Origin of the sequence: Micromonospora chalcea (assembly GCF_028768405.1) — a bacterium.
Classification (GTDB): Bacteria; Actinomycetota; Actinomycetes; order Mycobacteriales; family Micromonosporaceae; genus Micromonospora; species Micromonospora chalcea.
On record NZ_CP118233.1, the window covers coordinates 486957 to 509631 of the forward strand.

Annotated in this window: 19 protein-coding genes; 14 read left to right on the forward strand and 5 right to left on the reverse strand. The window is 74.5% G+C overall.

Features of this window, described 5'->3' with window-relative positions; all coding sequences use genetic code 11:
* Window positions 1-214 precede the first annotated feature (214 nt).
* Window positions 215-2686, forward strand: a complete 2472-nt coding sequence (locus tag PVK74_RS02255) for a RelA/SpoT family protein (protein ID WP_043324973.1) — start codon at window positions 215-217, stop codon at window positions 2684-2686.
* A 71-nt stretch (window positions 2687-2757) separates the two neighbouring features.
* On the opposite strand, the gene PVK74_RS02260 is transcribed toward PVK74_RS02255, so the two are convergent.
* Complete coding sequence (locus PVK74_RS02260) at window positions 2758-3600, reverse strand: peptidylprolyl isomerase (protein WP_043330340.1); 843 nt, start codon at window positions 3598-3600, stop codon at window positions 2758-2760.
* A gap of 91 nt (window positions 3601-3691) precedes the next feature.
* Complete coding sequence (locus PVK74_RS02265) at window positions 3692-4561, reverse strand: peptidylprolyl isomerase (protein WP_064448526.1); 870 nt, start codon at window positions 4559-4561, stop codon at window positions 3692-3694.
* 237 nt (window positions 4562-4798) lie between these two features.
* Between PVK74_RS02265 and PVK74_RS02270 the strand changes: the two genes are divergently transcribed.
* Genes PVK74_RS02270 through PVK74_RS02280 form a run of 3 tightly spaced genes read left to right on the forward strand, consistent with a single transcriptional unit; the run spans window position 4799 to window position 7886 of the window.
* Entirely contained in the window at window positions 4799-5518 is a 720-nt protein-coding gene (locus PVK74_RS02270) for an MBL fold metallo-hydrolase (protein WP_030502528.1), read from the forward strand.
* 40 nt (window positions 5519-5558) lie between these two features.
* The gene (hisS, locus tag PVK74_RS02275; protein ID WP_113973154.1) at window positions 5559-6899 is read left to right on the forward strand and encodes a histidine--tRNA ligase; all 1341 of its coding nucleotides are present in this window, start codon (window positions 5559-5561) and stop codon (window positions 6897-6899) included.
* 51 nt (window positions 6900-6950) lie between these two features.
* The gene (locus PVK74_RS02280) at window positions 6951-7886 is read left to right on the forward strand and encodes an acyl-ACP desaturase (RefSeq protein WP_274478047.1); all 936 of its coding nucleotides are present in this window, start codon (window positions 6951-6953) and stop codon (window positions 7884-7886) included.
* Window positions 7887-8008: 122 nt separating this feature from the next.
* Here PVK74_RS02280 and PVK74_RS02285 read toward each other — a convergent pair whose 3' ends face one another.
* Window positions 8009-8509, reverse strand: a complete 501-nt coding sequence (locus tag PVK74_RS02285; RefSeq protein WP_064448524.1) for a PaaI family thioesterase — start codon at window positions 8507-8509, stop codon at window positions 8009-8011.
* Window positions 8510-8564: 55 nt separating this feature from the next.
* On the opposite strand from PVK74_RS02285, the gene PVK74_RS02290 reads away from it, so the two are divergent.
* Window positions 8565-9038: a winged helix-turn-helix transcriptional regulator gene (locus tag PVK74_RS02290; RefSeq protein WP_043324969.1), complete on the forward strand. Its 474-nt coding sequence runs from the start codon at window positions 8565-8567 to the stop codon at window positions 9036-9038.
* Window positions 9039-9299: 261 nt separating this feature from the next.
* Window positions 9300-10346, forward strand: a complete 1047-nt coding sequence (locus tag PVK74_RS02295) for a S1 family peptidase (protein WP_069087664.1) — start codon at window positions 9300-9302, stop codon at window positions 10344-10346.
* 58 nt (window positions 10347-10404) lie between these two features.
* On the opposite strand, the gene PVK74_RS02300 is transcribed toward PVK74_RS02295, so the two are convergent.
* On the reverse strand, window positions 10405-11103 hold the full coding sequence (locus PVK74_RS02300) for a DUF998 domain-containing protein (RefSeq protein WP_274478048.1): 699 nt from the start codon (window positions 11101-11103) through the stop codon (window positions 10405-10407).
* 149 nt (window positions 11104-11252) lie between these two features.
* Between PVK74_RS02300 and aspS the strand changes: the two genes are divergently transcribed.
* The 4 genes from aspS to PVK74_RS02320 all read left to right on the forward strand — a co-directional run bounded on the left by aspS (window position 11253) and on the right by PVK74_RS02320 (window position 16018).
* Entirely contained in the window at window positions 11253-13058 is a 1806-nt protein-coding gene (gene aspS / locus PVK74_RS02305) for an aspartate--tRNA ligase (RefSeq protein WP_274479238.1), read from the forward strand.
* 68 nt (window positions 13059-13126) lie between these two features.
* Window positions 13127-13936: a sugar nucleotide-binding protein gene (locus PVK74_RS02310; protein ID WP_274478049.1), complete on the forward strand. Its 810-nt coding sequence runs from the start codon at window positions 13127-13129 to the stop codon at window positions 13934-13936.
* A 61-nt stretch (window positions 13937-13997) separates the two neighbouring features.
* On the forward strand, window positions 13998-14609 hold the full coding sequence (locus tag PVK74_RS02315; protein WP_104115176.1) for a winged helix-turn-helix domain-containing protein: 612 nt from the start codon (window positions 13998-14000) through the stop codon (window positions 14607-14609).
* Window positions 14606-16018 carry an MFS transporter gene (locus PVK74_RS02320; protein WP_113973147.1) on the forward strand — a complete coding sequence of 471 codons (1413 nt, stop codon included), beginning with the start codon at window positions 14606-14608 and terminating at the stop codon, window positions 16016-16018. The genes PVK74_RS02315 and PVK74_RS02320 overlap by 4 nt, the downstream gene beginning before the upstream one ends.
* Before the next feature lie 251 nt (window positions 16019-16269).
* On the opposite strand, the gene PVK74_RS02325 is transcribed toward PVK74_RS02320, so the two are convergent.
* A complete protein-coding gene (locus PVK74_RS02325) occupies window positions 16270-17010 on the reverse strand; it encodes a GNAT family N-acetyltransferase (protein WP_274478051.1) in 741 nt (246 codons plus the stop codon).
* Window positions 17011-17142: 132 nt separating this feature from the next.
* On the opposite strand from PVK74_RS02325, the gene PVK74_RS02330 reads away from it, so the two are divergent.
* From PVK74_RS02330 to PVK74_RS02345, 4 genes are all read left to right on the forward strand, one after another.
* Window positions 17143-17355 carry a hypothetical protein gene (locus PVK74_RS02330; protein WP_018785054.1) on the forward strand — a complete coding sequence of 71 codons (213 nt, stop codon included), beginning with the start codon at window positions 17143-17145 and terminating at the stop codon, window positions 17353-17355.
* 74 nt (window positions 17356-17429) lie between these two features.
* Complete coding sequence (locus PVK74_RS02335; RefSeq protein WP_043324963.1) at window positions 17430-18920, forward strand: replication-associated recombination protein A; 1491 nt, start codon at window positions 17430-17432, stop codon at window positions 18918-18920.
* Window positions 18921-21442: 2522 nt separating this feature from the next.
* Window positions 21443-22060: a hypothetical protein gene (locus PVK74_RS31120; protein ID WP_043330338.1), complete on the forward strand. Its 618-nt coding sequence runs from the start codon at window positions 21443-21445 to the stop codon at window positions 22058-22060.
* Window positions 22061-22206: 146 nt separating this feature from the next.
* Window positions 22207-22668, forward strand: coding sequence for a DUF948 domain-containing protein (locus PVK74_RS02345; RefSeq protein WP_274478054.1), 462 nt, complete (start codon window positions 22207-22209; stop codon window positions 22666-22668).
* The last annotated feature ends 7 nt before the right edge of the window (window positions 22669-22675 follow it).

A 22675-nucleotide genomic window follows, 5' to 3' on the forward strand; every position in this document is an offset into this window, starting at 1 on the left:
GTCGGGCCGGTCGGCGCCGACCGTCCGGGGGAGCGGTGGCGTACCCTGCGTACGGGTAGCATTGCGCTTTGCCCGACCCGGCCGAGGTGTCCGGGGCGGCGAAGGCGCCGGGGCCCGGCCCCGGTGACCGCGCGGAACAACACCGGCCCCCGGGCCGGTTGAACCAGACGTCGGCCGAACGGCCGGCGCATCCCGGCGAGCGGTGAGGAGGCCGGTGTCCCACGATGTCGTCCCTCCGGTGGAGGGCACGGTGCACCCGACAGGCGACGCGGACGGCTCGGTGACCGAGCGCAGCGGCAACCCGCAGGCCCGGGCGACCGGCGCCACCGGCGGCGCGCCCGACGCGACGGCCGACGGCGGGGCGGTCGTGGTGCCGTTCCCGACCGAGGCTGCCGCCGACGCGGCGACCAGCGGCGGGTTCGCGCTCTCCAACGCGCCCACCGGCCGGCGGGTACGCGCCCGGCTGGCCCGGTTCAACGCGCCCTGGCAGACCTCGCAGGTCAGTGAGGTGCTGGAGCCGCTGATCGCGACGCACCGGGAGAACCACCCCAAGGCCGACGCGCGGCTGCTGCAGCGCGCCTTCGACACGGCCGCGCGGTGGCACTCGGGGCAGTACCGCAAGTCCGGCGACCCCTACATCACGCACCCGCTCGCGGTGGCGACCATCCTGGCGAACCTGGGCATGGACACCACCACGCTGGTCGCGGCGCTGCTGCACGACACCATCGAGGACACCGAATACACGCTCGACGCGATGCGCGCCGACTTCGGCGGCGAGGTCGCGCTGCTCGTCGACGGCGTCACCAAGCTCGACAAGGTCAAGCTCGGCGACGCGGCCAAGGCCGAGACCATCCGCAAGATGGTCGTCGCGATGGCGAAGGACCCCCGGGTCCTGGTGATCAAGCTGGCCGACCGGCTGCACAACATGCGGACCCTGACCTTCCTGCCGCGCCCCAAGCAGGAGCAGAAGGCCAAGGAGACGCTGGAGATCCTGGCGCCGCTGGCGCACCGCCTCGGTATGAACACGATCAAGTGGGAGCTGGAGGATCTCGCCTTCGGCACGCTGTTCCCGAAGCGGTTCGAGGAGATCAACCGGCTGATCGGGGAGCACCAGCCGCAGCGGGAGGCGCTGCTGCGCCAGGTGACCCAGAAGGTGTCCACCGACCTGAAGGCCGCCAAGATCAAGGCGGAGACGACCGGGCGGCCCAAGCACCTCTACTCGATCTACCAGAAGATGATCGTGCGGGGGCGCGACTTCAACGACATCTACGACCTGGTGGGTGTGCGGATCCTGGTCGACACGGTGCGCGACTGCTACGCGGCGTTGGGGGTCATCCACGCCAACTGGCAGCCGGTGCCGGGCCGGTTCAAGGACTACATCGCCATGCCCAAGTTCAACATGTACCAGTCGCTGCACACGACTGTCATCGGGCCCACCGGCAAGCCGGTGGAGATGCAGATCCGCACGTACGCGATGCACCGCACCGCCGAGTTCGGCATCGCCGCGCACTGGAAGTACAAGGAGCACAAGGGCACGCCGGTGGTGGGCCCGCCGGCGCACATCGACGAGATGACCTGGCTGCGGCAGCTGCTGGACTGGCAGCGCGAGGCGGCGGACCCGAGCGAGTTCCTGGACGCGCTGCGGTTCGACCTGTCCAGCCAGGAGGTGTACGTCTTCACCCCCAAGGGCGACGTCATCCCGCTGCCGACCGGGTCGACGCCGGTGGACTTCGCGTACGCGGTGCACACCGAGGTCGGGCACAAGTGCATCGGCGCGCGGGTGAACGGCAAGCTGGTGCCGCTGGAGTCGACGCTCTCCAACGGCGACGTGATCGAGATCTTCACGTCGAAGTCCGACACGGCCGGCCCGACGCAGGACTGGCTCGGCTTCGTGAAGAGCCCGCGCGCGCGTACGAAGATCCGCCAGTACTTCAACAAGGAGCGGCGCGAGGAGGCGATCGAGGCCGGCAAGGACGCGATCGTCAAGGCGATGCGCAAGCAGGGCATGCCGTTGCAGCGGATGCTCACCTCGGACGCGCTGATGGCGATCGCGCGGGACCTGCACCTCGCCGACGTGGCCTCGCTGTACGCGGCGGTCGGCGACAGCCAGGTCTCCGCGCAGTCGGTCGTGCAGAAGCTGATGGCCTCCTACGGCGGCGAGGAGGGCGCGGCGGAGGACATCGCCGAGACCGCCGTCGCCACCCGGCCGCCGCGCAGCCGGCAGAGCAGCGCCGACCCGGGCGTGGTCGTCCGCGGCGTCAGCGACGTCTGGATCAAGCTGGCCCGCTGCTGCACGCCGGTGCCGCCGGACTCGGTGTTCGGTTTCGTCACCCGCTCCGGCGGGGTCAGCGTGCACCGGGACGACTGCGCCAACGCCGAGGACCTGCGCGCCCAGCCCGAGCGGGTGGTCGAGGTCAGCTGGAAGCTCACCTCGGCGTCCACGTTCCTGGTCGCCATCCAGGTCGAGGCGCTGGACCGGCACAAGCTGCTCGCCGACGTGACCCGGGTGCTGTCCGAGGAGCGGGTGAACATCCTCTCCGCGACCGTCACCACCACGCGGGACCGGGTGGCGGTGAGCCGGTTCAGCTTCGAGATGGCCGACCCGAAGCACCTGGGCCACCTGCTGGCCGCGGTACGCAAGGTCGACGGCGTGTTTGACGCGTACCGGGTCACCTCCGGGGCCTGAGCCACCACGTACGCGAAAGCGCCCGCCGGCTGCGATCAGCCGGCGGGCGCTTCGTCGTCGTACCGGTGCGGTCAGCCGCCCTCGACCGGGCTCATCGTCACCTTGGTCATGGTGATCTCCTTCTTCGGGTGACCACCGCCGGCCTGCTTGGCGAACGCGCCGTCGTCACCGGCCGCGGCGACCTGCTTCACCACGTCCATGCCACCGGTGATGGTGCCCAGCACCGTGTAGTTCGGGTCGAGCGGCGAGTCGCCGTACACGATGAAGAACTGGCTGCCGGTGCTGCCCGGCTGCCCGGAGTTGGCCATCGCGATGACACCCTCCGGGTACGGCGGGCGCTTGTTGGTGGGGAGGTTCTCCTCGGCCAGGTTGTAGCTGGGCCCGCCGGTGCCGTCGGTGTCCCGCCAGCCCTTGCCGGTGGCGCTCGGGTCGCCGCACTGGAGCACCTTGATGCCCTCGGTCACCAGGCGGTGGCACTTGGTGTTGTCGAAGAAGCCCTTGCTGGCGAGGTGCGTGAAGCTGCCCGCGGTGCAGGGCACGGCGGCACGGTCGATCTTGGCGGTGATCGGGCCCAGGTTGGTGTCGATGGTCATCGTCTGGGAGCCCTTGCCGGCCTGCTGGGTCGGCGGCAGCCCGACGTCCTTGATCTGCGGCGGCCGGCCCTCCTTGGGCACCTCCGTGTACGCGCACTGCACGGCGTCGGCAGTGGTCGTGCCGCCCGTCTGCTCGTCGTCGTCGCCGCCGAGCGAGGTGGCCAGCCACACCGTGCCGGCAACGACGAGCACCAGCACGGCCGCGGCGCCGACGATCGCCTGGGTCTGCCGGCGCTTGCGGGCCTTGCCGGCCCGCTCCGCCATCTCCCGCTCGAGCTTGGCCCGCGCCGCCGCGCGCTGGCGGTCTCTGGTGGACGTCACGGTCACTCCTCACCTGCTGCGTTTGGGGTCGGCGCGCGCGCCGCCGGTCACGTGTGGGTGAGCCGGCGGGCTGCCGCCGGCTCTGGGTCGGTCAGCCCGCGCTGGCGCTCGGCGAGGGCGCGGGACTGTCGGCCGGAGCCGCGCCCGGCTCGCCGACGGTGACGCTCTGCACCAGGATCTGCGTCTTGGGCTTGACCTTGGCGCCGTTGCCGTTGTCCTCCGTCGGCATGGCGCCGATCTTCTCCACCACGTCGAGCCCGCCGGTGACCTTGCCGACCACGGAGTAGGCCGGCTTCTCCGGGCTGGCGTCCTTGAAGAAGATCAGGAACTGGCTGCCGTTGCTACCCGGCGGGTTGCCGATCATGGCGACGGTGCCCTTCGGGTACGTCGCCGGCTGCCCCGGGGCCGGGGAGGCCGACGGGCTGGGCTCCGGCGCGGCCGGCACGTTCTCGTCGAAGAACGAGTAGGTCGGTCCGCCGAGCCCGGTGCCGGTCGGGTCGCCGCAGCGCAGCGCGCCCTCGGCGGTGATCTCGTGGCACGTGGTGTTGTCGAAGAACGAGCGGCCGGCCAGGTAGCTCAGGCTCGCCGCGCCGCACGGCGCGTCGGTCTGGTCCAGCTCGACGGTGATCGGGCCACCCTGGTTGGTGGTGATCGTCATCGGCCGGGTGCCCGAGGTGGGCAGGCCCGTGGTGGGCGGCTCGCCGACGTCCTTGAGGTTGGTGTTGACGGCGCCGTCCTGCGCGGTCCAGAGGCAGACGTCCTCGGCGGCCTGCTTCTCCGGCTCCGAGTCGAACGCGCCGAGCGCCCAGGCGGAACCGGCCACGATCAGCACGAGCACCACCGCGGCGCCCACACCGGCCCGGATCTGCCGGCGGCGCTTCGCGGCCGCCGCCCGCCGGGCGAGCTGCCGGTCGAGCTTGGCCCGCGCCAGTTTGCGCTGCCGGTCCCTGCTGGAAGCCACGTGCGCTCCCCTTCCTCTGCCTGAATCGCCGCCGGCGCCGGGCGCCGGCCGCCGTTCCGGTCGGGGTGCGCCACGCCACACGCCCGCCAGAGTGTACGGGTAGCGACTGTGAATGTCGTGTACGAGGTCCCGTCATCTCAGCCCGGCCGGGGCGGACGGGCCCGGTGGCGGGCGGAACTCGCTCGCCGCTACGACTAGGCTGCAAGCAGACGACGACCGGACGGAAAGGGGAGCGACGTGCTCGTGGCCGGCTTTCCCGCGGACGCCTTCGGCACCAACTGCTACGTGGTGGCGACCGCTCCGGGGGAGCAGTGCGTGGTGGTCGACCCCGGCATCGGGGTGCTCGACCGGCTCGACGCCGTGCTCGCCGAGCATCGCCTGCACCCGGCCGCCGTGCTGCTCACCCACGGCCACCTGGACCACACGTTCTCCGTCGCCCCGGTCTGCGGCGCGCGGGGCATCCCCGCCTACGTCCACCCGGACGACCGGGAGCTGCTGGCCGACCCGAGCAAGGCGCTGTCGATGGACCTGACCCAGCTGTTCGGCGGCCGGCTGCCGTACGCCGAGCCGGACGACGTGGCCGAGCTGACCGACGGCGCGACGCTGTCGCTGGCCGGGTTGGAGATCACCGTCGACCACGCCCCCGGCCATACCGGCGGGTCGGTGCTGTTCCGGTTGCCCGGCGCCGGCTCGCCCTGGGAGGCGGAGCAGATCTGCCTCTCCGGTGACGTGCTGTTCGCCGGCTCGATCGGCCGTACCGACCTGCCGGGCGGCAGCATGCCCCGGATGCTGTCCAGCCTGCGGGACAAGGTGCTCCCGCTGGCCGACGACACAGTCGTCCTGCCCGGCCACGGCCCCGCGACCACTATCGGCCGCGAGCGCGCGACCAACCCGTACCTCGTCGAGGTGGCGGGCACCGGCGGCGCGCGCCCGGCCGCGCCCACCCGAGGCCTCTAGACCCTCACCCGCGCCCGCGCGGGTTCTCAAGGAGTTCGTGATGAGCAAGCCCACGCCCATTTCCGGCTTCCCCGAGTGGACGCCGGCGCAGCGGATGATCGAGCAGTTCGTGCTCGACCGGATCCGCGCCACGTTCGAGCTGTACGGCTTCGCGCCGCTGGAGACCCGCTCGGTCGAGCCGCTGGACCAGCTCCTGCGCAAGGGGGAGACCTCGAAGGAGGTGTACCTGCTGCGCCGGTTGCAGGCCGACGCCGACGGGCCGGCCGGTGACGACGCGCTCGGCCTGCACTTCGACCTGACCGTGCCGTTCGCCCGCTACGTGCTGGAGAACGCCGGCAAGCTGCAGTTCCCGTTCCGCCGCTACCAGATCCAGAAGGTGTGGCGGGGTGAGCGCCCGCAGGAGGGCCGCTACCGGGAGTTCCTCCAGGCCGACATCGACATCGTCGACCGGGACACGCTGCCGGCGCACTACGAGGCGGAGATGCCGCTGGTAATCGGTGACGCGCTGCGGTCGCTGCCGATCCCGCCGGTGCGTATCCAGGTCAACAACCGCAAGATCTGCGAGGGCTTCTACCGGGGCATCGGGCTGACCGACACGGAGGCGGCGCTGCGCGCCGTCGACAAGCTCGACAAGATCGGCCCGGCCGGGGTGACGGAGCTGCTGGCGAGCACCGCCGGGGCGAGTGAGGCGCAGGCCAAGGCCGTGCTGTCGCTGGCCGAGATCTCCGCGCCGGACGCCTCCTTCGCCGACGCGGTGCGCGGCCTCGGGGTGAGCGATCCGCTGCTGGACGAGGGCGTCGCGGAGCTGGCCGCCGTGGTGGAGACCGCCGCCGCGCACGCGCCCGGCCTCTGCGTGGCCGACCTGCGCATCGCGCGGGGCCTGGACTACTACACGGGTACGGTCTACGAGACGCAGATGATCGGCTACGAGCGGTTCGGGTCGATCTGCTCCGGCGGCCGGTACGACAACCTGGCCAGTTCCGGCAACGTCCGGTTCCCCGGGGTGGGCATCTCGATCGGGGTGACCCGGCTGCTCGGCCTGCTCTTCGGCGCCGAGGCGCTGTCGGTGTCCCGTTCGGTGCCGACCTGTGTGCTGGTGGCGGTCACCGCCGAGGAGGACCGGGCGGCCAGTGACGCGGTCGCGGCGGCGCTGCGGTCGCGCGGTGTGCCGACCGAGGTGTCCCCGTCGGCGGCCAAGTTCGGCAAGCAGATCCGGTACGCCGAGCGGCGCGGCATCCCGTACGTCTGGTTCCCCGGCGCGGACGGCGACGAGGTCAAGGACATCCGTTCCGGTGAGCAGGTGGCCGCTTCGGCGGGCGAGTGGACGCCGCCCCGGGCGGACCTGAAGCCGCTGGTCGGCCCGGCCGGCACTGGCGTCTGAAGGCGTTTGGACCTACGGTGGCGTAAGTTACGCCACCGTAGGGAGAACGTCGTGACCGTGCTCAGCCAGACCGCTCTGCTCACCGAACTCGAGCCGGTGGTCGAGAAGAACCTCGACCGCCACCTGTCGCTGGCCAAGGAGTGGTTCCCGCACGAGTACGTGCCGTGGAGCGAGGGCCGCACCTTCGACGGCCCGCTGGGCGGCGAGGCCTGGTCACCGGAGGACTCGACGCTGCCCGAGGTGGCCCGGACGGCGCTGATCGTCAACCTGCTCACCGAGGACAACCTGCCCTCGTACCACCACGAGATCGCCACCCTGTTCGGGCGCGACGGCGCGTGGGGCACCTGGGTGCACCGGTGGACCGCCGAGGAGGGGCGGCACGGCACGGCGATCCGCGACTACCTGACGGTGACCCGGGCGGTGGACCCGGTGGCGCTGGAGCGGGCCCGCATGGTGCACATGTCGGCGGGCTACCAGAACGTCCACGACCAGGAGATGCTGCACTCGCTGGCGTACGTGTCGTTCCAGGAGCTGGCGACCCGCATCTCGCACCGCAACACGGGCCGGGCCACCGGCGACCCGACGTGCGAGGCGCTGCTGGCCCGGGTGGCGGCGGACGAGAACCTGCACATGGTCTTCTACCGCAACCTGCTCGGCGCGGCGTTCGAGCTGGCCCCGTCGCAGGCCATGCGGGCGGTCGCCGACGTGCTGGCCAACTTCCAGATGCCGGGCGTGGGCATCGACGGCTTCGCCCGCAAGTCGGTGGCGATCGCGTTGGCCGGCATCTACGACCTGCGCCAGCACCGTGACGAGGTGGTGATGCCGGTGCTGCGTCAGTGGAACCTGTTCGACGTGACCGGCCTGAACGCCGACGGCGAGGCCGCCCGCGACCAGATCGCCGCCCACCTGGACATGCTGGAGACCCAGGCGTCCCGCTTCGAGGAGAAGCGCGCAGCCCGAGCAGCCCGCCTGGCCGCAACCCGCTGACCCCACCCCCCTCTCTCCCGCGCGATCTTGCACTCACGGCCCCCGCGAATGCCGCGAAACCGGCGCTGCGGGGGCCGCAACCGCAAGATCGCCGGGCGCGGCGGGGGCGCGGGGTGCGGTGGTCAGGGGAGGGGGAAGATCAGGCAGGTTGAGGTGGCGTGGGCCACCAGGCGGTCGGCGGGGTCGGTGAGGCGGGCCTCGGCCAGGGCGGTGCGGCGGCCCCGCTGGAGCACAGTGCCCTCGCAGCGCAGCGTGCCGGTGTCGACTGTTACCGGGCGCAGGAACTTCACGTTGAGGTCGAGCGACGTGTAGCCGACCCCGGGCGGCAGCGTGGTGTGCACGGCGCAGGCCGCGGCGGTGTCCAGCAGCGTGGAGAGGACGCCGCCGTGCACCGTGCCGAGCGGGTTGTAGTGGAACTCCTGCGGCAGCAGCTCGACCGCCACGCGCCCCTCCTCGGCCTCCATCCGGGACATGTCGATCAGGTGCATGATCGGCGGGGCGGCCAGCTCGCCGGCGATCATCGCCCGCATCAGTTCCAGGCCGCTGCGCCGGCCCAGGTGGGCGGCCCCGGCGGCCGGGTCGGACCAGGTGAACGTGCGCGAGCGTTCCTGCGTCTGCGTCATGGACTCAGCCTGGCAGCGCGTTGCTGAGTCTGTCAATCAGACCTAGCCTGGTCGGATGAGACCCGCGGCACTGGACTGGTCGGTGGAGAACTGCACCATCGCGCGCGCCATGGAGGTCCTCGGCGAGCGGTGGACCCTGGTCGTGCTGCGCGAGGTCTTCAACGGCGTACGCCGCTTCGACGACATGCGGGTGCGTACCGGCATCCCGCGCCAGGTGCTGACCAACCGGCTCGCCATGCTCGTCGAGCGCGGGGTGCTGCGTCGCGAGCCGTACCGGGAGCCGGGCAGCCGGCCGCGTCACGAGTACCGGCTCACCGAGATGGGGCTGGACCTGTGGCCGGTGCTCGTCGCCGTGCTCGGCTGGGGTGACCGCTACCTGGCCGACCCGGAGGGCTCCCCGCTGAGCGTGGCGCATCGTGACTGTGGCGCCGAGGTCCGGGTCGAGCTGCGCTGCGCCGAGGGGCACGAGATCACCGAGGCGCGCGACGTGCTGCCCCGTCCCGGCCCCGGCGCCCACCGCCGCGCCTGACCGCCCCGCGCGCCTGACCGTTCGCCGCGCCTGCCCCAGCACGTCGACGCGGGTCGATCCCCGGCTCTGACACCTTGAGTCGATGTTGTTGCTGGGGCGTTACATCGGGCGCTGGTGCGAATCCGGGCAAAGCCATGTCTTGTTTACGATCTTAAATGTGTGAATACTTTGGGCACCCGGGCGGTTTCCCCAGGTCGCCCGGGTTGTCCTCGGGCGCGCCCCCATGACAGCGCCCGTTCACCCCCATTCGGAGGTTGTTACATGCGACCCACGAGGTCCACGCTCCGCCGCGCCGCCGCAGTCGCCGTTGCCGGCACCCTGGTCACCGGCTCGCTGCTCAGCGCCCCCGCGCAGGCCGCCCCCGCGGCCCTCTCGCCGGACGCCGCCGCCACCCTCGTCGAGAAGCTCGGCGCCCGCGCGGCCGGCACGTACGCCGACGCCAGCGGCAAGATGATCGTCACGGTGACCGACACCGCGACCGCTCGCCAGGTGCGCGACGCCGGCGCCATCCCGAAGATCGTGGCGCGCGGCGCGGACAAGCTGAACGCCGCCACCGGCGAGCTGGAGCGCTCCGCCAAGATCCCCGGCACCGCCTGGTGGACCGACCCGGCCACGAACCAGGTCGTCGTCTCCGTCGACAGCACCGTCACCGGCGCCAAGCTGGAGCGGGTCAAGGCGGCCGCCGCCCGGCACAACGGCGCGATCCGCATCGAGGCCGAGGCGGGCGTGCTGAGCACCCGGATCTCCGGCGGCCAGGCGATCTACGCCAGCGGCGGGCGCTGCTCGCTCGGCTTCAACGTGCGCAGCGGCTCGACGTACTACTTCCTCACCGCCGGGCACTGCACCAACATCGGCTCGACCTGGTACTCCAACTCCAGCCGTACCACCGTGCTCGGCACCCGGACCGGCACCAGCTTCCCGGGCAACGACTACGGCATCGTCCGGCACAGCAACTCGGCCAACGCGGCCGGTAACGTCTCGCTCTACAACGGCAGCACCCAGGACATCACCTCGGCCGGCAACGCCTACGTCGGCCAGTCCGTCCGCCGTTCCGGCAGCACCACCGGCGTGAAGAGCGGCAGCGTGACCGCGCTCAACGCGACCGTGAACTACGCCGAGGGCAGCGTCTCCGGTCTCATCCGCACCACCGTCTGCGCCGAGCCGGGCGACAGCGGCGGCTCGCTGTTCGCCGGCACCACCGCCCTGGGCCTCACCTCCGGCGGCAGTGGCAACTGCTCCTCCGGCGGTACCACCTACTTCCAGCCGGTCACCGAGCCGCTCAGCGTCTACGGCGTGAGCGTCTTCTGATCCACGCATCGCATCCAACGGGCCGCCGGGCGACCGGCGGCCCGTTCCGCGTACCCGCTCAGGCGCCCGCTCCAAGACGGCCCGGGCCGATCGGCGGCCCGTCCGGGCGGGGCGGGTCCGACGGCCGGGCCGTCCAGTGCCGGTGGGCCCGCCGCGCCGACAGCACCGCCGCCAGCGGCCAGAGCGTCACCGCGAGCGCTGCCACCCGCTCGGCCAGCCCGGTCCGGGAGCCGCCTGTCACCTCCGCCACCGACCAGCCGAACAACGCCAGCAGCGCCGCCGTCACGGCCAGCGCCACCGGCCGGCGGAACGCCCACGGCGGCGTGCCGGCCGGGGAGGCGGCCACCTCGCGCGGGACTCTGCGGGGCAGCCGCAGCGCCGTCCCGGCCGGCCACAGCGACAACGCGAGCACCGCCACCGTCGCGACCACGCCGTGCGCCGGGGAGCCACCAACCTGCGGGCGGGGGAACGCGACCAGCGCGACGGTGGCCACCCCGCCGACCGCGAGCAGGAAGCGGCTGGGCAGCCCGGCGGCGTGCAGCGCGGCGGCGGTGGCGGCGTAGCAGCAGCCGAGCAGCACCAGCGCGCCGCCCATCAGCCACGGATCGGTCGCGCCCTCGCCGGCCAGCTCGCTGATCGTGTCCCGCACCGGGTCGTACCCCGCCCCCTGGCGGGCGCCCGCGACCGTCCAGCCCGCCACCAGCAGCGCGGGCGCGGCGGCCGCGGTCACCACGGCCCAGCTCGGTACGGCACGCACCCGGCCACGGTAGAACGCCGGACCCGGCCCGCACGGCGCTTTCGCCACCGCCGGGGCGGACCGGCTCGACGGGTGCCCGGGAGCGGACTCGCCCGCCCTGACAGAATGCGGGGGAGCAGTGAGTGGACCAGATTGAGGAGACGCCAGCCGTGATCCGTACCCACAATGCCGGAAGCCTGCGCGCCGCGGACGCCGGCTCGACGGTGACGCTCGCCGGGTGGGTGGCCCGCCGGCGCGACCACGGCGGTGTCATCTTCGTCGACCTGCGCGACGCCTCCGGCGTCGTGCAGGTGGTCTTCCGCGAGGAGGACGCGCACGCGCTGCGTAACGAGTTCTGCGTCAAGGTCACCGGCGAGGTGACCCGCCGCCCGGAGGGCAACGAGAACCCGGAGCTGCCCACCGGTGAGGTCGAGGTGACCGCGTCCGAGCTGGAGGTGCTCTCCGAGGCCGCGCCGCTGCCGCTGCCGGTGGACGACCAGATCGAGGCCGGGGACGACATCCGGCTCAAGTACCGCTACCTGGACCTGCGCCGGGGCGGCCCGGCGAAGGCCATGCGGCTGCGCTCGCGGGCCAACCAGATCGCCCGCGGCGTGCTGCACGAGCGGGACTTCCTGGAGATCGAGACGCCGACGCTGACCCGGTCCACCCCGGAGGGCGCCCGCGACTTCCTGGTGCCGGTGCGCCTGCAGCCGGGCAGCTGGTACGCGCTGCCGCAGTCGCCGCAGCTGTTCAAGCAGCTGCTCATGGTCGGCGGCATGGAGCGGTACTACCAGATCGCCCGCTGCTACCGCGACGAGGACTTCCGCGCCGACCGGCAGCCGGAGTTCACCCAGCTCGACATCGAGATGTCGTTCGTCACCGAGGACGACGTGATCGACCTCGGCGAGGCGATCGTCTCGGCGCTGTGGAAGGACCTCGCCGGCTACGAGATCGCCCGGCCGATCCCACGCATCACCTGGCACGACGCCATGTCCCGCTACGGCTCGGACAAGCCGGACCTGCGTTACGGCGTGGAGCTGACCGAGCTGACCGAGTACCTGCGCGGCACCGAGTTCCGGGTGTTCGCCGGCGCGATCGACGCGGGCGGCTACGTGGGCGCGGTGGTCATGCCCGGCGGCGCGGCGCAGACCCGCAAGGAGCTGGACGGCTGGCAGGACTGGGCCAAGGCGCGCGGCGCGCGCGGCCTGGCGTACGTGGTGCTGGACGCCGAGACCGGCGAGCCGCGCGGCCCGGTGGCGAAGAACCTGTCCGAGGCGCACCTGTCCGGCCTGGCCGACGCGGTCGGCGCGAAGCCCGGCGACGCGATCTTCTTCGCCGCGAGCACGAACACCCGCGAGGCGCAGGAGCTGCTCGGCGCGGCCCGGATCGAGATCGCCAAGCGGTCGAACCTGATCGACGAGAGCGCCTGGGCGTTCTGCTGGGTCGTCGACGCGCCGATGTTCGAACGCACCGACGAGGGTGGCTGGACCGCCGTGCACCACCCGTTCACCTCGCCGAACGCCGAGTGGGTGGACCGGTTCGAGGACGCGCCGGACCGGGCGCTGGCGTACGCGTACGACATCGTCTGCAACGGCAACGAGATCGGCGGCGGCTCGATCCGTATCCATCGCGGCGACGTGCAGCAGCGGGTGTTCGACCTGCTCGGCATCACCGCCGACGAGGCGCAGGACAAGTTCGGCTTCCTGCTGGAGGCGTTCAAGTACGGCGCCCCGCCGCACGGCGGCATCGCGTTCGGCTGGGACCGGGTCTGCATGCTGCTGGCCGGCGCCGCCTCGATCCGCGAGGTCATCGCGTTCCCGAAGACCCGCGGCGGCTTCGACCCGCTGACCGGCGCGCCCACCCCGATCACCGGGCAGCAGCGCGCCGAGGCCGGCATCGACGCCAAGCCGAAGGCCCCGGCCGGTCCGCACGCCGGCACCGCCGGCCCGGCCGCCCCGGTGGCCGACCCCGTCTGATCCTCGCTTTCCGGAACTGGCCCGCGTCATGATGACGCGGGCCTTTTTCGATCTTCGGGGGAGACGACATGAACCTGCTCGTGGTAGGAGCCAGCGGCTTCCTCGGCGCCGAGGTGTGCCGGCAGGCGGTCGCCGCCGGGCACCGGGTCGCCGGCACGTACCACCGCTCCGCCGTCGCGGTGCCCGGCGTCGCGCCGCACCGGCTCGACGTGACCGACCGCGCCGCCGTGCGGGAGCTGCTGACCCGGGTACGCCCCGACGCGGTCGTCGCCACCCCCTACCGGTACGACGACTGGGCGGTCACGGCGGACGGGGCGGCCCACATCGCGGTAGCCGCCGCCGAGGTGGACGCCCGGCTGGTGCACCTGTCCAGCGACGCGCTGCACGCCGGGCGGCCTGCGCCGTACGCGGACGAGGACGTGCCCACGCCGCTGCACGCGTACGGGGCGGCGAAGGCGGCGGCGGAGACGGCGGTGCGGGCGGTCGATCCCGGCGCGGCGCTGGTGCGTACCTCGCTGATCGTGGGGGAGGGCAGCAAGCAGATCCAGCTCTGCCGGGAGGCCCTCGCGGGGCGGGCCACGCTGTTCACCGACGAGCTGCGCTGCCCGGTGCACGTCGCCGACCTCGCCGGCGCGGTGCTGGAGCTGGTGCCGGGCGACTATGCCGGGCTGCTGAACGTGGCCGGGCCGGACGCGGTGAGCCGCGCCGAGCTGGGGCTGCTGGTGGCCCGGCACGACGGGGTGGATACGGGCGGGCTGCGGACGACCACGATCGCCGCCGCCGGGCTGCGCCGCCCGGGGGAGGTGGTGCTGGACTCCGCCCGCGCCGCGGGACTGCTGCGGACCCGGCTGCGCGGGATCACCGAGCTGTACGGCTAGTTGCACATATTCTTTGCAAGTATCTTGTGCATCGAAAGTGTGCACAGATATTGTGCATCTCATGGAGGAGAAGAAGCGCACCGTACGCATCGACCACCGTCAGGTCCGCGCGCTGGCCCAGCCGCTGCGCATGCGGCTGATCGGGGCGCTGCGCGTGGTGGGCCCGTCCACCGCCACCGCCCTCGCCGAGGCGCTCGGCACCAACAGCGGCGCGACCAGTTACCACCTGCGCCAACTCGCCGAGGTCGGCCTCGTGGTCGAGGACCCGAGCCTCGGCACCGGCCGGCAGCGCTACTGGCGGGCCGCGCACGATGTCACCAGCTGGGAGTCCAGCGACTTCGACGACGACCCCGACTCGCGGGCGGCCATCGAGTGGGTCGAGGCGGACTACGTCCGCTTCTTCGCCGGGCACGCCGAACGCTGGTTCGCCCAGCGGCACCGGTGGTCGCCGGCCTGGCGTGACGCGTTCGGCATGGGCGACTTCTTCATGCGCATCCCCGTGGACCGCCTCAAGGCGATCCAGGAGGAGGTCTTCGCGGTCTTCGAGCGGCACCGCGACGAGACCGACCCGGACGACCCCGACGCCGAGACGGTCCAGCTCTACCTCGCCGCCCTCCCGATGGACGCGGCGTTCCCCCGGTCCACCCCGCCACCCGCCGAGGAGAAGCCGTGACCGCGCTGTCCGTACGCCAGATCCGGATCCGCTACCTCACGCTGTACGGCCTGCGCTGGCTACCGAGCGGCCTGCTCATGCCGGTGATGGTGCTGCTGATGCAGGAGCGCGGCCTCACGCTGTCCCAGATCGGCCTGGTCGCCACCGCCCAGGGCCTCGTCGTGCTGGCGCTGGAACTGCCCACCGGCGGCTTCGCCGACGCGCTCGGCCGCAAACCCGTGCTGGTCGCCGCCTGGGCCATCGGCCTCGGCTCGCTGGCGCTGATGGCGGTGGCCGACTCGTTCTGGATGTTCTTCCTGGTCTGGGCGCTGCAGGGCGTCTACCGGGCGCTCGACAGCGGCCCGATGGAATCCTGGTACGTCGACGCGACGCTCGCCGCCGACCCGAAAGCCGAGTACGAACGCGGCCTCGGCTGGGCCGGCACCGTGATCGGTGTCGCCATCGGCGCCGGCGCCCTGCTCAGCGGCGGCCTCGTCGCGCTCGGCCCGATCGGCCCGGTCAGCGCCCTCGCGCTGCCGGTGATCGTCGCCGCCGTGCTCCAGGCCGTGTCCATCGTGGCGCTGCTCGCGCTGATGGCCGAGCGGCGGCCCGCGTCCGGCCCGGCCGCGCTGCGCGCCTCCGTGGTCGACGCGCCCCGGATGGTCGGGCAGGCCGTCGGGCTGCTGCGCCGAAACCGGGTGCTGGCGGCCCTGGTCGCCGTCGAGCTGTTCTGGGGCTTCGGCATGGTCACCTTCGAGTCGCTGCTGCCGGTACGCCTCGCCGAGGTGCTCGACGACCCGGCCCGCGCCGCGGCGCTGCTCGGCCCCGCCGGCACCGCGGCCTGGCTCGCGAACGCGGCCGGCGCCGCGCTCACCCCGTTCCTGCTGCGCCGCCTCGGCGCCGCCCCGGCCGCCGCGCTGATGCGGATCCTCCAGGGCGTCACAGTGGTCGGCATGGGCCTGCTGGCCGGGCCGGTCGGCATCCTCATCGCGTACCTGGCCTGCTACACCGTGCACGGCGCGTCGAACCCGCTGCACATGGGACTGCTGCACCGGCAGGTCGACGGGCCGTACCGCACCAGCGTGCTGTCGCTCAACTCGATGGCCGGCCAGCCGGCCGGCGCGCTCGGCGCGGTCACGCTCACCGCGCTGGCCGACGCCACGAGCGTCAGCACCGCCATGATCGTCGGCGGGGTGGTGCTCGCCGTGGCCGCGCCGCTCTACCTGCCGGCCTGGCGCGCCGCCCGCCGTACCCCCTCGGCGGTCGACGTGACGCCGGAGGTGACGGGCGGCGGCCCCGGCCACGCCGGCCTGGCGTCCGAGCCGCCCCTCGACGCGGCGGACCGTGGCGCCGCCGTCGGCGCGGACGCGGCTGCCGTCACTGGCGGGCCCGGGCCGGTGGTCGTGCCGGCGTCACCCGGCCGCGACTGAGCCCCGCGGGCGTCGCCCGGCAGTGGTTGGGCCGTCCCGGCGTCCCGGCGTCCCGACGGCGGGCGTCGCCCGGCGGCGGCCGAGTGGTGCCGGCGTTGTCGGCGGCAACGTTCCCGGCATCGCCGTGCGGGTCACCGCCCCGCGGGTGGAACGTCATGGGTGTCTCGGCTCCCGTTTGACACCCATGACGTTCCACTCACCGGTTCGACGCGCCCGCTTCCGATCGCAGCCCTGGCCGGGTGCCGGCAGCGTCAGGCCAGCTTGATCGAGGTGCGGCGTTCGGTGGCGGTGAAGCCGAGCCGCCGGTAGAGCCGGATCGCGCCCACGTTGTCCGGGTAGACGCCCAGCGCCACCGTGTCGTACCGGGCGAACAGCGCGCCCGTCATGCCGGCGGTCAGCGCCGCGCCCAGCCCCCGGCCGCGAAGCCCGGGCGCGACGGTCAACCCGGCCAGGAAGCCGATGTCGGCGCGGCTGCGATCCGCGCCGCAGGCGAGCAGGCGGTCCCCGTCGCGGATCCCGTACCAGTCGATGATGCCCGGCTCGCCCGGCCGGGAGGTGGTGCTCGGGAACGCCTCCTCGATCAGCGCGGTCAGGGCGGGGTGGTCGGCAGCGGTGAGCCGCTCCACCCGCTCCTGCTCCGGCTGGTGCGGCGGCGGCGCGGTGGTCCAGAGGAAGTCCCACTCGATCAGCCGGGCCACCGGCAGCCGCGCGGCCACCTCGTCCGGGTCGGCGCGGGGCAGGTTGATCGACTGACCGGCTCGCAGCGTCCCGTCCGCCCGGTGGGCGGCGAAGACGTCGATCGCCGGGCCGGGGGCGCCGACCGCCCCGCCGGCCGACCACTCGCCCGGCGGGAGCAGCCACCCGACCGCGCCGCCGTGCCGCCATCCGCGTACGGCCTGGTCGCGCCGCAGCGCGTGCCGGGCGTACGGGTGGTCGCCGGCCGCGGCGAGCAGCGCCCCGCGCCCGGTCAGCGCCTCGTCGACAGTGATCATTGCGCCAGCCTACGAGCACCCGCGGCCCGTATCGGAGGCCGCCCATCTCCTGTTCCAGGGTGGAGATTGACGAACAGACCGATTGGGTACATCCGTCGCCGACCTGCTGGGAACCCCCACCGGAGGAACGACATGCTCGCCATTCTCGCGGCCATCGTGTTCGGTTTCGCGCTGCTGCTCGACTTCATGAACACCGACCTCGGCGCGCCCGATCTGTTCAGCACCTCGACGCTCATGCTCATCGGCTTCCTGCTGCTCTCGCTCTACCTGGCCGGCGTCGGCTCCGGCCCGCGCGGCGGCGGTGGCGGCCGCTGGTACCGGGGCCGGCGGCCGGGTCGCGGCTGACCGGAAACGACCACCCGGGTCGGGTCGGCGGCGCGATTCCGGCGCCGTCGGCCCGGCCCGGTACTGTTCTCGTGATGGAATCGGACGCCCTCTTCACCCTCGGCGAGCCCGCCGGAGCACCCGCGGGCGCGAGCGGCGCCGACGGCTTCACCGACGCCCGGGCGGACTCGCCCCTGCCGGTGCGGATGCGGCCGGCCGGCATCGACGAACTGGTCGGGCAGGAGCACCTGCTCGCACCGGGCGCGCCGCTGCGTCAGCTGGTCGAGGGCGCGGCGCCGATGTCGGTCATCCTCTGGGGGCCGCCGGGCAGCGGCAAGACCACGATCGCGCATCTCGTGGCCCGGGCCACCGACCGGCGGTTCGTGGCGATGTCCGCGCTGACCGCAGGCGTGAAGGACGTCCGCGCGGTGATCGAGACCGCGCGGCGGCAGCGCCGCTCCGGCGGCCCGCCGACGGTGCTGTTCATCGACGAGGTGCACCGGTTCAGCAAGACCCAGCAGGACTCGCTTCTCGCCGCCGTCGAGGACCGTACTGTCACGCTGCTGGCGGCGACCACGGAGAACCCGTACTTCTCGGTCATCTCGCCCTTGTTGTCGCGGTGCGTGCTGCTCACCCTTCAGGCCCTCGACGACGACGACGTACGCGGGCTGCTGCGCCGCGCGGTCGCCGACGAGCGCGGCCTCGGCGGCGCGCTGGTGCTGGCCGAGGAGGCGGAGGACCACCTGGTCCGGCTCGCCGGGGGCGACGTGCGCAAGGCGCTCACCGCGCTGGAGGCGGCGGCGGCCACCGCGACCGCGCTCGGCGCCGGCCGGATCGACCTGGCCGTGGCGGAGCAGGCGGTCGACGTGGCGGCGGTGCGCTACGACCGCGACGGCGACGCGCACTACGACGTGACCAGCGCGTTCATCAAGAGCATGCGCGGCTCCGACGTGGACGCGGCGCTGCACTGGCTGGCCCGGATGCTGGTGGCCGGCGAGGACGCCCGGTTCATCGCCCGCCGGCTGGTGATCTTCGCCAGCGAGGACGTCGGCATGGCCGATCCCACCGCGCTGACGGTCGCCACGGCGGCCGCCCACGCGGTCGAGTACGTGGGCCTGCCGGAGGCGCAGCTCAACCTGGCCCAGGCGGTCATCCACCTGGCCACCGCGCCGAAGTCGAACTCGGCCACCGCCGCGATCGGCGCCGCTGTCGCCGACGTACGCGCCGGTCGTGGCGGCCCGGTGCCGCGCGGGCTGCGCGACGCCCACTACTCCGGCGCGCGCGGACTCGGGCACGGGGCCGGCTACCGCTACCCGCACGACGACCACCGGGGGGTGGTCACCCAGCAGTACGCTCCGGACGACCTCGTCGGGACCGACTACTACCAGCCCAGTGGGCACGGCGCGGAGCGGGCGGTGGCCACCCGGCTGCCGCTGCTGCGCCGGATCGTCCGTGGGCTGCCGGCACCGGCGACCCGGGCGGAGGCCGGCGCCCCGGCCGCCGTGAACGGGGCCCGGGTGGGCGGCGGCGAGCAGGCCAGCGGGGCGAGTGAGGGCGGCAGCGACGCCGCCGAGGGGGGTCAGTAGTGATGGCGCGTGGTCCGGAGCGGCCGGCGGACGGCCCCGACGAGCGGCGCGATCCGCGGGCCAAGGGCCGCCGGTGGGGACGCGGCCGGGCCGAGCCCGAGCTCGACCCGACCGTCGTCGGCGAGGAACTCGGCTGGATCGACGATCTGCGTACCGCCAAGCAGCAGGGCGGCGAACTCGGACCGGAGGGGGATTCCTCCGCGCCCGCGCCGGGCCGGCCGGGAGCAGCACCGGGCCCGGCCGCCGGGCCCGGCATGCCTCCGCCCGACGCCGGGCCGGGGATGCCCGCCCGGTCCGCTCCGCGGCCCCCGGCGCCGGGCCCGCAACCACCCGGCCGGCCGGGTCCGCAGCCGCCCGCGTCCGGTCACCCGGGCCCGCAGCCGCCCCTGGCCGGTCACCCGGGCCCGCAGCCACCCGTCTCCGGTCGGCCCGGCCCGGCGGCGCCTCCGTCGTCCGCCCGGCCCGGTCCGTCGTCTCCCGCCGCCCCGCCCCCCGGCCGTCCCCAACCGGCCGGGCCGGTGCCGGACGGCCGCACCGACCCGACGCAACCGCCCGTTTCCGGTCGTGGCGGCCCGGCGTCCCCGCCGGGCGTGGGCCGCGGAGGACCGGCCGGGCCCGGTCACGTCCGGCCCGGCGCGGACGTACCACCTGTCGCCGGGCGTTCCGCAGCGGACGCGGGCGCCGCCCGGCCCAGTCCGGAGATGCCACCCGGCCGCCCGGCTGACGCGCCGCCCCCGATGCCCGGCGGCCGGCCCGGTCCGCGTCCTCCGGTGACCCGGCGCGGTCCCGACCAGCTCGGCCCGGCCGCGCCGCCGGTGCGCCCCGGCGGTCCCGAGGGCGGCGCGCCGCGCCCGCCCGTCGACGGCCCCTGGCCCGGCGTGCCCGAGGCCCGTCGTCCGGCGGGAGCACCCGCCCGCCGGGGCGCGGACGGCCCCACCGGCCAGCAGCCGCCGGTCACCGGCGTCTCGCCGCCGCCCGGCGCGCCCGCCGGGCCGCCACCCGGCCGGGTACCCGCCGAGCCGGGCCGCCCGCCCGTCGACGGCGAGCACCGGCCCCCGACACCGCGCGGCCGGCACGGCGCCGGCGTGCCGGAGGGCGCGCACCAGGCCGCGGCCAACCCGCCCGTCACCTCGCCGCCCGGCGGCCGCCGGGCCCGGCCCGACGACACCGCCGGCGTCCAGCCGGTCTCCGGCGGGCCCCGTCGCGCGCGACCGGACGACGTAGCGCCCGGCGTCCGGCCCGTGTCGGGCGCGGGCCGTCGTGCCCGGCCGGACGACGTTCCGCCCGGCACCCGCCCCGTCTCCGGCGCCGGCCGCCGCGCCGCGCCGGAGGGCGTCGTGCCCCCGGCGGGTGGCCGCCGGGCCGCCCCGGAACCGGACCGCCCGCCGGTGGTGCCGCGCAGCGGAAACGCGCCGGACCTGCCCGGCGCGCCCGTGTCCGGCGGCCCGGCGAACGCGCCGCGCCGCGCCGCGCCGGGTGGCCGGAGGGCCGCTCCCGACGGGCCGGCCGAACCCGGCGCCGCGGCCGAGGCGGCGCGGCCCGGACGTCGCGCGGCGCCTGACGACACCGGCGACCCGCGCCCGCAGCGGCCGGGCGAATGGTTGCGGCAGGCCGGTCGCGCGCCACACACCGACCCCGCCATGCCGGTGACCCGCCGCCCGGCCGACGAGCCGACCGGCCGTACCGGCGCCGCCGTCCCACCGGTCCGCCCCGAACCGGCCGATCCGGGTACGCCGTCGCGGCGGCCCGCGCCGGCTGGACCGGGTGGGCCGGCGCGTGGCGCGGCGGCAGGCCCTCCGGCTGCACCGGTCCGGCCCGATCAGTCCGGCCCGATCGCGCCCCCGGCGGGTCCTCCGATGCCCGCCCCGGCCGCGAACCCCGCCCGTCCCGGCCCGGCCCGGGGCGCCGCCCGCCCCGGCGTACCACCCGGTGGCGGCCCGCAGAGCGACGTCGAGCGCACGGGTGGTGTGCCGATCGGTGGTGGCCGTCCCGGTGGTGGCCCGCCGCGTCCGGCCGGTCCGCCCGGCGGCGACGGTGGCCGTATCGGTCCCGGCCCGCACCCACCCCGGCAGGGACCCGGCGGTCCCGGCCCGCATCCGCCCCGGCAGGGGCCCGGCGGGTCCGGCCCGGTCCGGCCCGGTGAGGCACCTCCGCCCGGTGGCGGACCCCGTCCACCGGTGGCGCCCGGCGCCCGGGGCGCGGCCGCCGGACCGGCGCCTGCCGCCCGCGCGGCGGCGGGTGTGGCGCGACCGGTCGGGCCGGACGAGCGGACCACCGGCCGGGCGGCCGGCCCCGGACCGGAGCCGGACCGCAGCGGTCCGGGCAACCCGGCCGGCGTGGCGCCGCCTCCGGGCGCTCCGGCGGTGGCGCGGGCGGCTGCTGTCGTACCCCCGGGGGAGGCTGCCGGGCCACGGCCCGGCGCGGACGGCATGCCCGCGCCGCGACCCGCCGGTCCCGGCGTGGACGAGACCGACGCGGAGGCCGGTGGCCTGCGCGGCGCCCGGTCCGAGTTGCGGCGGCAGATGCGCGAGCGGCGCCGCCTGCGGATGGGTGTCCTCGCGCTGGTGAGCCTCCTGCTGCTGGGCGCGGTACCGCTCTACTTCGGCATGCGGACGCTCAGCCGCGATCCGGTCTTCGACACCCTCGACGCGCTCGACGTGCCCGCCTGGGCCGAGAAGAAGACAGTCGACAACGTCAGCGGCAGCCGCTGGTGCCTGCAGGACTGCCGGCTGCGGGAACGCGCGGTCGAGTCGGAGCAGGGATGGGAGCAGACGGTCGCCGTCTACGAGCAGGCGCTGGCAAAGGACGGCTGGCGGCGGTGGAGCGTCGAACGCTGCCCGGAGGAGAAGGTCGAGGGCAGCTACACCTGCTGGCGTCGCGACGAACTCACGCTTGACCTGTGGGTACGCGACCCGGCCTGCACGCCGCCGCCGATCGACGGCGCGCCCGCGCCCTCCGCGCCGGCCGCGCCCGCAGCGGCGACGTGCACCGGCTCGTTGGTGTCGGTGAAGGTGCGCAACGCGATCGACGACGAGCGCACCGGGCCGACGCCGACCACCGATCCGTCACTCACCGGTGAGGATCCGTTCCCGACGCTGACCGACGACCCGCTGGGCGAGGCGACTCCCTCACCGTCGTGAGCCGACTTTCATCACGGACGGTAGGGTCTGGGGCTGGCACGCCCGTCCGCGCCCGGTGACCGGGTCGGCGTGGCGCGAAGTGGGTAGGTACGGTCGCGCGTTCCGGGGCGTCGGGTTCCGGGACACTGCTTGAGGAGGACGTGCGCGTGAACGGTAGCGAGGTCGCTTGGCTGGTCCTGGCCGGCGCGTTCCTGATGCTGGTGCTCGTGCTGGCGGTGCCGATCCTGCGGCTGCGGCACACCGTGGACGCGACGACCCGCATGATCAACGAGCTCAACGACCGCACCGCGCCGCTGCTCGGGGACGTGAACAACACGGTGAAGAACGTCAACGTGGCGCTGGAGCAGGTGCAGACCTCGCTGGACGGGGTGAACCTCCAGCTCGCCAAGGTGGACACCATGACCAGCCACGCGCAGAACGTCACCGCGAACGTGGCGAACCTGGCCACCGTGGTCTCGGCCGCCGCCGCGAACCCGCTGGTGAAGGTGGCCGCGTTCGGGTACGGCGTGCGCCGCGCCGCCTCCGCGCGCCGGCACGCCGAGACCGAGCGCGAGGTGCGCGACACCATCAAGCAGCAGCGTCGCGCCGCCAAGCGCGGCAACCGCTGACCCCGAC